Source organism: Mojavia sp. (genome assembly GCF_059505145.1).
In genome coordinates, this window is the sequence record NZ_JCACKA010000154.1 from 1 (window position 1) to 10,619 (window position 10,619).

General features: G+C 38.6%; 10 protein-coding genes, 2 pseudogenes and 1 CRISPR repeat array. Of the genes and pseudogenes, 7 read left to right on the plus strand and 5 right to left on the minus strand.

Features of this window, described 5'->3' with window-relative positions; translation table 11 throughout:
* The first annotated feature begins 364 nt into the window (after positions 1–364).
* A CRISPR array of direct repeats spans positions 365–1,065; the repeat unit is 37 nt; unit sequence GTTTCCACCAATCATTACCCCGTGAGGGGACTGAAAC.
* 234 nt (positions 1,066–1,299) lie between these two features.
* Entirely contained in the window at positions 1,300–1,497 is a 198-nt protein-coding gene (locus tag AC5JL8_RS38330; RefSeq protein WP_495884904.1) for a hypothetical protein, read from the plus strand.
* A 202-nt stretch (positions 1,498–1,699) separates the two neighbouring features.
* Here AC5JL8_RS38330 and AC5JL8_RS38335 read toward each other — a convergent pair whose 3' ends face one another.
* Entirely contained in the window at positions 1,700–2,875 is a 1,176-nt protein-coding gene (locus tag AC5JL8_RS38335; RefSeq protein ID WP_495884905.1) for a DUF8738 domain-containing protein, read from the minus strand.
* 126 nt (positions 2,876–3,001) lie between these two features.
* On the opposite strand from AC5JL8_RS38335, the gene AC5JL8_RS38340 reads away from it, so the two are divergent.
* Together AC5JL8_RS38340 and AC5JL8_RS38345 are read left to right on the plus strand one after the other, a co-directional pair.
* Positions 3,002–3,205, plus strand: coding sequence for a hypothetical protein (locus AC5JL8_RS38340; protein ID WP_495884906.1), 204 nt, complete (start codon positions 3,002–3,004; stop codon positions 3,203–3,205).
* Between the two features lie 264 nt (positions 3,206–3,469).
* Positions 3,470–3,823: a hypothetical protein gene (locus tag AC5JL8_RS38345; RefSeq protein ID WP_495884907.1), complete on the plus strand. Its 354-nt coding sequence runs from the start codon at positions 3,470–3,472 to the stop codon at positions 3,821–3,823.
* On the opposite strand, the pseudogene AC5JL8_RS38350 reads toward AC5JL8_RS38345, so the two are convergent.
* Both AC5JL8_RS38350 and AC5JL8_RS38355 read right to left on the minus strand, forming a co-directional pair.
* A pseudogene (locus AC5JL8_RS38350) lies at positions 3,809–4,900 on the minus strand (IS4 family transposase); the annotation flags it as partial. The gene AC5JL8_RS38345 and the pseudogene AC5JL8_RS38350 sit on opposite strands and share 15 nt — an antisense overlap.
* A 63-nt stretch (positions 4,901–4,963) precedes the next feature.
* Positions 4,964–5,089, minus strand: a pseudogene (locus AC5JL8_RS38355) (IS4 family transposase); the annotation flags it as partial.
* Between the two features lie 436 nt (positions 5,090–5,525).
* On the opposite strand from AC5JL8_RS38355, the gene AC5JL8_RS38360 reads away from it, so the two are divergent.
* The 3 genes from AC5JL8_RS38360 to AC5JL8_RS38370 all read left to right on the plus strand — a co-directional run bounded on the left by AC5JL8_RS38360 (position 5,526) and on the right by AC5JL8_RS38370 (position 8,519).
* Positions 5,526–6,287, plus strand: coding sequence for a class I SAM-dependent methyltransferase (locus AC5JL8_RS38360; RefSeq protein WP_495884908.1), 762 nt, complete (start codon positions 5,526–5,528; stop codon positions 6,285–6,287).
* Between the two features lie 1,044 nt (positions 6,288–7,331).
* Positions 7,332–7,865, plus strand: a complete 534-nt coding sequence (locus AC5JL8_RS38365; RefSeq protein ID WP_495884909.1) for a hypothetical protein — start codon at positions 7,332–7,334, stop codon at positions 7,863–7,865.
* An 18-nt stretch (positions 7,866–7,883) separates the two neighbouring features.
* A complete protein-coding gene (locus tag AC5JL8_RS38370; protein ID WP_495884910.1) occupies positions 7,884–8,519 on the plus strand; it encodes a coiled-coil domain-containing protein in 636 nt (211 codons plus the stop codon).
* A gap of 803 nt (positions 8,520–9,322) precedes the next feature.
* Here the strand turns inward: AC5JL8_RS38370 and AC5JL8_RS38375 are convergent.
* Positions 9,323–9,655, minus strand: a complete 333-nt coding sequence (locus AC5JL8_RS38375; RefSeq protein ID WP_495884913.1) for a hypothetical protein — start codon at positions 9,653–9,655, stop codon at positions 9,323–9,325.
* The gene (locus AC5JL8_RS38380; protein ID WP_495884911.1) at positions 9,592–10,218 is read right to left on the minus strand and encodes a WGR domain-containing protein; all 627 of its coding nucleotides are present in this window, start codon (positions 10,216–10,218) and stop codon (positions 9,592–9,594) included. Before AC5JL8_RS38380 ends, AC5JL8_RS38375 begins: the two co-directional genes overlap by 64 nt.
* A gap of 208 nt (positions 10,219–10,426) precedes the next feature.
* Between AC5JL8_RS38380 and AC5JL8_RS38385 the strand changes: the two genes are divergently transcribed.
* Positions 10,427–10,619 (plus strand): thermonuclease family protein (locus tag AC5JL8_RS38385; RefSeq protein ID WP_495884912.1); only part of this gene is annotated, 193 nt, incomplete at its 3' end.

The window sequence follows — 10,619 nt, forward strand, 5'->3', positions numbered from 1 at the left end:
TAAGCCCAAAACCTTTAGCTGGCTTGGTTTACAGGCGATTGTCGCCCCTTGAACCGTTAAAACTTACGTCAAGTTAGCTCGTAAAGCTCTCAAGCAAAATACAGTCGAAACAGCTATCGACAAACCTCAGTAATCGGCATATCATTGCTGTATCAGCTTGATGAATGACAAGTCGAAGCGGGGTCAAAAACGCCGGGGACTCGTCAGAATCGCCAGAACCTTGACAATGTAATAATTACAGCGTTTCAACAATTGGGATAGTTGCAAATTACTTGCAATAAGAGAGGCTGAAAATGACCACAATTTTCGACCCGTCAAAATGCGTCCCAGGAAGCCTGCTCTGTAACAGTTTCAGCACCGAGCGGTTTCCACCAATCATTACCCCGTGAGGGGACTGAAACTCTTATTTGACGAGAGTGTTAAAGAAGTTTTAGACCGTTTCCACCAATCATTACCCCGTGAGGGGACTGAAACCTGCCGATTGGAATCTTTGTCCCATCAGGTCTTTCAGGTTTCCACCAATCATTACCCCGTGAGGGGACTGAAACTAGTTCAAACAAGTACAGATGAGGTTAATCCTATTGGTTTCCACCAATCATTACCCCGTGAGGGGACTGAAACACCATTGCTCGGTTGCATCTGGGGGAAAGGCTGGGTTTCCACCAATCATTACCCCGTGAGGGGACTGAAACTACTCCTCCTCCGTACACAAATATCTTGTCTATCCACGGGAGGTTTCCACCAATCATTACCCCGTGAGGGGACTGAAACTTTTTTACTCCTCCAATTAAGCTAAAAGCTTGGCTCAAGTTTCCACCAATCATTACCCCGTGAGGGGACTGAAACCTAAAAATTGAGGGAGTGAGTACCCACAGTTTTCGGCGGTTTCCACCAATCATTACCCCGTGAGGGGACTGAAACTACCAGCCCAGTAGTTCTCATCCTGCTGGGGGCTGCGTTTCCACCAATCATTACCCCGTGAGGGGACTAAAACGTTTACATGATTGTTAATGATAAAGACTTAGCCAGTTTCCACAAACCATTACCCCATGAGGAGACTGAAACTTTAATGACGCTATGAACTGGCAGATTAAGATACCAGGAAACCCGACACACCCAATACTGACTGTGACCAAGTAGGTGCAACAGTCACACTGCTTGCTATTTCCGTTGAGTTGCGCGTACTCATTAGTTTCGTGCTGACAATTGTTCACCTCTACTGATTTCATTGCCATAAATTATACCCATTCACCATTACTTATGTTAATTTTGCTATAGCTTGCAAGTAGTCAGGGTTATATGGACTTTGTAGTTGTAGATACTGAGGGGAAACCGGAATTAAGTGAATTGGCGATTGTGGATAGTCAAGGTCGGTTGATTTATGAAGGGTTTTCTAGCGACTATCACAATAAGAACACTAATTTGCCTAACCTCAGTAGACCGAAAACTTTTGCGATTGCCTTCGGCACTGCGCTCCGGGCAATCGCCAAAAAATAGTAACCTGTGATACCGTTTTTGGATAAAAGTGCAAAAGCTGATCTATTGGATGGATTATTGAAGTAATGTTAGTCAGAGCAGGTTTTCAAATCGTTGAAGCTAATTACAATAGTGTGGCCTATGCTAAGTATTTATGTATCAAAACCGCCTAACAACCCTATTGGAGTATTACCCAAATTCAGCACTCAGCACTTTGCTATATCTATCGTTTGCTAAGAATCTTTCCGTTGAGATTAACAGTGTAAGTCAGTGATTTCTGAAAATTTGTCACCGTGACGTTCCAAGCCTCAAGGTGCTGCGTTGGTAAGCAAGGTTCATTAGGTGCAGCCGTGGGACTGCGGAAACAATTGAATTTTGGTGCAACTTGGGTAATGCTGAGATTGGCAATGGGTTGCTGCAAGTCTGATTGCGCCGCGTTGAACACTGTGCGAGCGATCTCCGTTGGTAGCTCATCAGTGCGGGTGGGAAGTCCGGCGAGTGCTTCGGTGCGAATATGAACTTGATCATTGCTAATCCGATATATTTGCCGTGCTTGCGACTTTCCCGCCACCGTCACCCGATAGCCCCGGATTGTTTGTTGAGCGCAGGATTCGGCTAAATTCCCTAATCCTAAACAGCTATCACTAAAGGTTTGAGGCTCGATTTTAGTAATCAGAACAATTGAGGGTAAGATTTGCAAGTGTTTGCTGGCGATGCGCTTGATGTCGTTACCTACCTGAATTGGTAAGCCGCGTTCCACAACAGAATTACTACGTGCAATCAATTGTAAATCTTCAGATGTTTCACCCTGAAACACCCAACGTTCGCGTTGGTGGGGAATGGTAATTTTCCAGCCTTGGCGAACAATGGGATCGCAAGCATAAGGAGCCGAAACATTCTCACAACCGCTTGCCCAAGTTGTCTTTTTAGATGAAATATTAGTTAATAAGGGTTGTCCAGGATAGCCCCACTCTTTGGCCTGGCGAATCGCTGCTGCGATCATTGCCGTTGGCGGTACTTCTTGGGCAGGTTTGACCAGAGAATGGATGTTTTGTCCATTCCTTTGCATCAAGACTCTAAAGTTACCATTATCAGTGGTGAAATAGACCGAGCTTTGACGCTGATCGGCACTCACAATTTTCCAGTCAGGTACAGGATTATACATCCAGATATCGCCCTTACCAACTCGCTCAACTTGAACGATTTTTGCAGTGTTATCGAGTTTCTCTTTGGCGAGCGCATCTTGACGCACCTGTTGAGCGATCGTCTTTGCTTGTGGCGTAGTCAAAATTTGCTCCTTAGCAACGATAGATTTTAAGGGAATTAGCGCACTAGAAACAAGCAGACATCCGACAATAGTTGATTTTACTAAGGCTTGGTGGGAAAAGTGTTGCAGCATAAAATATTGATTGAGAAATATCACTAAATCTTGCAGTCTCAAGTTAGCCAATAAATACTGAGACTCTGGATTGAGTTACAGATTTGGAAACAAAATACAGATTTCAGTCGTTGCGGTGATATTTGTATGATGCTTGACGCTTACTGCTATTGTCAGCCGCAAGAAATCTGGTTGTTTCAGGCGTTAAATTCCAGTTTTTTGGGGAAAAACCCGGATAACTATTCCCCATTGCTAGGTGATAACGGTTTGTTCTGGTTGTTTGGGTATTGGGAAGAATTATTGAGAAATCCTATATTAGAAGATAAACATAGCTTTTTAAGCCTAGTATAAAAATAGCCATCTCACTAAAGCAGATATAATTATTTGTACAAATAATTAAAAGCAATTACCTCTGTCAAGTTATCGAATCTAATAATATGAATATGCAAAAATATATGTTAAGCATAACGTCTAGTTTATCTGTTCTATTTGTTAGTTTTAAATATTCATATTTAGTCAGTTGGCTAACTCTGCATAGGTAAAAAGCTGAAATATCGAATTTGTGCTATTTCAAAAACCTAGTAAGTATTAATGTCCCCACCTCATTGATAAACCATGATCCAGCCCGCTCAATCTGCATTAAAAGCTCGAAACAGATTACTGGCGATGTTTCTATTGCTCTGCATTCTGGATGTTGCCTTGGTAATTGCGGCGCAAGATCGCTGGGCAATTGGTCGGATCTTACTAACTGTTGTCGTGATGTACTTTGCGATCCAGGGAAAGAAATGGGCAAAATGGCTTTTGGTAGGCATCTATAGTTTACTGGTGGTCAGTCTCATAACAATAGTTCTTGCCCTAAGTTCAAAGCTCCCTGCTGCCTTGATTGTTGGAAGTTTGATCATGGCTGTTTTCAGTGCTGCTATTGCAGTTTATCTTGCGGGGCTACAAAAAGGGCTAGGATGCAGATAGAATAAGCCTCATAGCCCTCTCTCCTTGCTGGTAGTACTTACGCTTATTAGGACTTAATCTCAATAATTCAGTGACTAACTCATAAGAATTTTCCATGAAATTGACCCAATTGTGGCCATAAAGACCAATATAAAAACTACTATGTCGTCGAACAATCCGGTTAGATTCTTTAATTCGTCCAACATATTTTTGAACACCCATACGTTTAGTTTTTTGACCAGATATGGTTGCGGCAGTATAGGCAAGCGAGATTAATAATATTAGGGAAATTAGCCGTTGACCTGATACATTAGTATCTTCCAAATTATAACCACCACTCTTAAAATCTCTAAACATTTCTTCAATATCAAAACGTTGTTTATAAGCTCTAATAACTGAATCTAAATCATCTAAATTGGTAAGGATAAACCAAGCTTCTTCCGGCGCAACTCCCAAACGTTTACGCTTCCATTTAGCAGCAAGATTAAAGCTAACAAACCCTTGAGATTTTGTATATTTAATGCCTTGGTAAAAGAAGGACATACCAGGCGCTAAACCTAAATCTCTTAATTGCAGCCAAATTTCTGGCTCTATTTCTATAAAAGCATCTTTCTTTATACGTAAACAAAAGTAGACTTTCTGCTTTGTGAGCCAGTTAGCCAGCTTTATCGAACAAAATTCACGATCTCCTAACACTACAGTTTTATAATTATTGAAAATCGGTAATGCTTTTTTTAATACTGCTTCTTGCTCATCAAAATTGCTTGAACCCAATTTGTCTAATAGCTGAAAGTATATTGGAATAGACCTTTTATCCCAAACTACACTAATCATTAACAGATTAATACAGCCCCAGTTAGTCCGGTCAATTACCAGATAAATAACTTCATTTAAAGGAAAATATATCTCTAGCCAGCTTCTAATAATGGGGAACCAAATCTCTTCAATATTTATGTAATTTAAAGACAAAAATCTTTGGATTCTCTTTCTTCTACTTTCAAATAATATGGGGATAGGTAAAGCCAGGGCAAACGCATCTAAAGTATAAGAATCCTTTAATAGCAAGGGTTTTGGCGTTTTTAAATTTAGTCTATTTTTTCGTCAATATCCTTATCTAGCAAGGGTTTCAGAAATCTCGTGCGTTCGCCCTGTAGGTAAAGCAGTAGCCAGTGCTTCAACGCTAACAGTTTTAATAGATTGTAATAAGTTTATGAGGATTTTTAGTAATAAATATTCTGCACGTCCCAATTCCCGCTTGAGATTCGTTTCGTAAAATTCTGGTAATATTATCATTAAATAGAGCTTGTTGCGAATGAATGCTCTTTTTCTTTTACCACAAATTGCTACACTCTCCGTAAAATAAGCATTCTAGACCATTTTGTCCCCCGCAAGGCAGTTTATATAGTCAGTAGTAAAGATTTAAATCGTTATTTTTCCTATAAAAGGAAAGCTGATTTCCAATAGTCTTAATGTATAAAATTCATCTGTGCAAAATTGCTCCTATCAACGCCCATGCACACGACTATTAAGGGTTTATCTGTTGGGGTTCGAGAAGATATCTGTGGCGGGTGATGGGCGAATTCAGTTGCACTGTCAGAACCTTGCAAGAAGCTGGTCGTGCAGTTTTGAAGTATTTGGGGGAACTGAAGCGGCCATATTTAACCCAGGTAGAACAAAAACTATTAAGTTTGATAGAGTTTGAATGTGAGATGGAAAGCTAAAGATGACACTAACGAAATATGGAGCCTTATGCACAGAAGTATATGATATTACCAAGCCCATTGGTGGACAATACCCTGACGTTCCATACTACATAAAACATCTTTCCAAAATTGGTGGCAGAATTCTGGAAGTCATGGTGGGTACGGGACGACTACTCATCCCACTTCTGGCGGCAGATCTTAACGTTGAAGGAATCGATGCTTCACCAGATATGCTGGCTTGTTGCCGCAAACATTGTTTAGAAAGAGGTTTGGAGCCTGTCATTTATCAAGGTGAGGTAGAAAATCTGGATTTGCCTGGAAAGTACAATGCAATAGTCGTGACCCTTGGCTCGTTCATGTTGTTGTCACGCTCTGCTGCGATCGCGGCATTGCAAGCCTTTGCACGACACCTGGAACCACAGGGGCAGATTTTTATTGATTTGGAACTTCCAGTTGAAGATTTCAAAACCCAGAACATCGTTAAGCAATGGCAGCCAATTGAGTGTGCTGATGGCTCAATCATCCTCATGCAATCTTCTTCTAGTATTGACCCCTTAGAACAACTAAACTTGACGATCATTCGCTATGAAAAGTGGTTAAATGGCAACCTAGTAGCAACTGAACTTCAAAGTTTTCCACTGCATTGGTTTGGTAGGGATGAATTTATATCTTGTTTACAAGAAAACGGTTATAAAAACATCAGTTTGTGTGCTAACTATACCCCAGATTTGCAGCCCACTTCTTACAAAGATACTTTATGTTTTTCAGCATTAATGCCATAAATAACTATATTTAATTATTATGGTTGGAACGGCTTCAGTTGTACCGTGAAAACTTGAAATGGCGAATGTACTGTTGGGCTGAAGCATCTGCGGTCATTTAACTACTTGCTTGCCGAGTGTTAGCAGGTGCATAGTATTTGCTGATGATGCTGATGGCATTGTTTCGATAGTCCGGTCATGAGTATGAAACTATTGGGGTCGCGTGAGGGCTGGTGTGAGCAGCGAGGGGGCGATTGCATCTTCTAAACCTCGCATTTTGATAGGTTTAAAACCCAACATTAAGCTAGTCATAAGGTTAAGCTTATTTTTTAGCCTCAGCTTAACTATCTTTAGTCTTTAGTTTTACAAGCATAGAGGTGTGTGAGCATCATGATAACTTTTAGGTATTGCAGATATCGGGGTGTGATGAAAAATTTGTGGTGATGCAGCATTTGTTAATCATTAAAATGCGGCGCGAAAAAAAAGATTAAGATTAAAATAAAGGGGAAGTGTAAATAAATATTTATTTTTTATAGTAGAAAATATTTATTTGTAAATGCTGAATTAAAGCTGGGCAAGGCAAAATTATTTAAAACTTTCTTCAGGCTAGACATATTTATTTATGAATGTTATTTTTAAAATTGTATACTATTGAATAAGCATTGAAAGATTAATGCAAATGCTGGGATGGATTTTTAGTGATTTTGTTAAAAAATTAGAACGTTTAGCAAAGAAAATTTCACGCGATTTTACGAAATCAATCAGTAAAGAACTAAACGAATTGTTTAATAAAAAATTAACTCTTTAGCTGAAAAAATAGACTATATAGCTATAAAACGGATAAAACAAATTAATGAATTAGGAATTCAGTTTATAACTAATATTGAAAAATTAGAAACTCAACTTATAGGTGATATTGAGAAACTGATAAATGATGCCGATCATAAAGTTAAGGAAAATCTCAAAGAAATTGATGAGATACGCAAATCGGCTATCTTAGCTGTAAGAGAAACCTTTGGTGAAGTTGATGCTTATTTAGAAAATAGAATAAATCAAGTTTCTTTCGTGATAATTAAAGCATTAAGTCAAACTGAAAAAATAATTGAAGTTATTTTTGAAGAAATTAATATTTTAGAAGAGAAGTTGTTGCAAGATATAGATACTTTAATAGATAAAATTAACGCAATTTTTAATGAAAACCTAGAATTAATTCTAAGTCAAATAAAAAAATATTTGGCTCATGGTGTACCGAACCCTCTGGATAAATGTAGACAAAGGTTAAAAATAGGGCTGAAACCTGGTGCTATGTTTTCTGACGTAGAGCTTTATCAATTAACTGAGTGCCATGAACTAAGCAAGTTGAGTGAGAATACTTCTATTGATGAAGTAATAAATATTTATGGGCAACTTCAACTAAATGCAGTGAGAATGGCTGCTTTAGCCAGACAATCCCCAGTCCTGAAAAGACGAGCTATGGAAGACTGGCTCAAGTATGGTTTACTTGCTGAGTTTTGGAGTAATACGATGAAAAATTATGCTCATACAGAAAATTATATGTTAGAGCCTCAGTATTCACCGAAATTTTTAACAGGCAAATAAAGTAACTATAGGTTTTTTATGAATAAAACTGGTTCAATAAGTTGGAAAACACCTTTAGGATATTACGAGAAAGCGATAGAGGAGTTAAGACGTACCCAGGAAGCATTACAAGCAGAAATAGAGAATATTAGAGAACTTAAATCTGATTATGCAAATCTAAAAGGAGAACTTAAAGCTACTAAACAAGAATTGGAGGCTACGCAAACAGAGCTTAAAGTTATTAAACTAGAACTAGAAGCTACGAAAGCAGACTTCAAAAATACCAAACAATTTACTGAAGATTTGTTAGTAAAAACTCAAGATAAGGCTAACTCTGCTATTTCAGAAGTTACAAATGTCAAAGCTGGTATTGAGAATGGTTCAATTGTTGCTCAAAAAGCTTTAATGCTGCGTGGTAAAGATGAGGAAAATTGGATACGATTTCGTCAACTTGATAGCGTAAATCATCATTGTTTACAGGTTTGGCAAACTGATGATACATGGCATGATGATATTCGGGTTAAAGCTGCATCATTATTACAAGCAAGAGACGATCAACATTGGATGAGATTTAAATATGTGAGAGATGGAAAATACGATACTTACCATATATGGCAACGTGGCGGTATATGGCATCATACTGTGAGAGTTGGAGTAGCAAAGAAGACAATGTAATCATCCAACAACTATAAAATTTTTATAAATGATGTTAATGTTAACAGCCAGAAAATGCCATTAGGAAGGATATAAGGGCGGAGAAAACCCGCACCTATAACGGTATAACCATTTGGGTCTGTTAGCTGTTTTTAAATAATGTAATGCTCATACCACGCAAGCATAAATATGCTGTTTATCTATCACCAGGATATGAAGAAAATGTTAAATGGGGTGGTTACCATCTGACCATTACTGGATTTAGTAATTCTCATGCTTGTCAAAAGAGCCAGAAAGCCATTTTGAAAAGTATATGAAAGGAAATTCACAACACTCATCCATACAGCTTCCGTAAAAAGGTTGAGGGCAAAAATTATTGGATTGAAACAAAGCGGGATAAAAACGGTAATGATTTAGGCTATAGAGTCTCTTTCAACAGTAACCTTTTAAATAAGTTAGCCACTAAATTAAAACAACAAAAATTTGAGAGAGTAAAAGGTAAAAAGCGCGGTAAATCTTGGCATATCACCTTAAATATTCCGTGCAATGAAAATAGTGAAGTAGCCAGAGCGCAATTCGATGCTCTCAAAAATCAAGGTTGGAAACTCTGGCTTGTCAGAGAACCATCCAAAACTTGCCAATGCGAGGGTTTGGGATGTAATTCAAATGATTGGCAAGAGATTTCGCTTGAAAGTAATGAATTTTAATTGGTTCTACTTGTAACTCTAATTAAAAAACGTAAAGCCTTGTTAACTGCTTCTGAAGTTGGAAATATTTCTGCTACATCAGGTTCGATAGAAATTGCCAATTTTTCAACAGTCTAGCTAAACTAATTTTTGGATATCACCATAAACACGGTAAAATCCGCCATTAGCTGATTCACGTATTTCTTGAACAAGGTAACGTGCACCTTCAACACGAATATCCTTGGGAAACTGCACTTTCCAATTAGGATTATACCCATTAGAAACAACACGCACTCTTAATTTACTTCCTTCTCGGAAACACTCAACAATGACCCCAGAGCTTGTATTTGTAGTAATTTCGAGAACAGATGAGGGTGTGGCTCCTTCACCTAATGGTGCTTTAATAATTAGGGCTTGGGGAACTGTACCGGTTTGAGCACAACTAATAGTCCATCTTTGATATCCAACCAAAAAATATCAACGTTCTCATCAATTTTGTAGCTCAGACGTGGTAACTTGCCAGTCAGGTCGTAAACATTGCCGTCATCGCAACCAGCATAAATCCAAATATCATCAGCAACTAAACATTTAACACCATCAGGAAGCTTAAACCGATTTATCACTTGACCTTGAAGGTTCAAAGCAAATACCTGACCTGTCTGATTTCCAACCCAGCAGCGTTTGGCATCAATGAAAATCCCGAAAGCAGCTGAAGATGAGGCAAACTTCCAAACAATCGGAGCTTGTTTAGCTGTGGAAATGGTACTGCTGACTTGGCGGCGTGTCACAGAGCGCTTCTGGCGAACACCCATAACAGCTATCTCGTAGCCTTTGTTGAGCTTTTCTTTAATTTTTTTACTCGCTTCTGCTTTGGCTTTATCAGAAGTGGCATAAGCTTTTGTTTGAGTTTGCCCATAGTCGCCAATTCGACCGTAACGTATAGTTAATTGGTTATCTTGAACTATGACTTCATAAAACTTGTGGGAGCTTCCACTAGCTTCGGAAAGCTCTAAATATGTCTTTTCTTCTGGCATAACTTCTCTGAACAAAAATAATACAAGTGTTTAACTATACATAATTACTGGGTATGCTAATCAAAGGTGGAAAAGCATAGTAACTACTGAATTAGACTTACCATTATCTATTGTGGGAAATAAATTGAGCTTTTGGCACTGATCTAGATCACGGTGCAATCCCAAATTATTAGTTAAATATAATACTTATAACCCAGTAAAAGTTTAGATGCTAACTACCAAAAAAACTATTATTGCAACAGCATTAATTCTGCTTTCTGGAGTACCAACTGTAGCGCAAACGAGTCTCCCAAAGATGACAGTAGTTAGCGTGGGTGATGGGGATACGTTACGAGTCCGTAATCCGCAAGGGCAAACAATTACTGTTCGGCTCGGCTGTGTGGATGCACCCGAACTCAAAC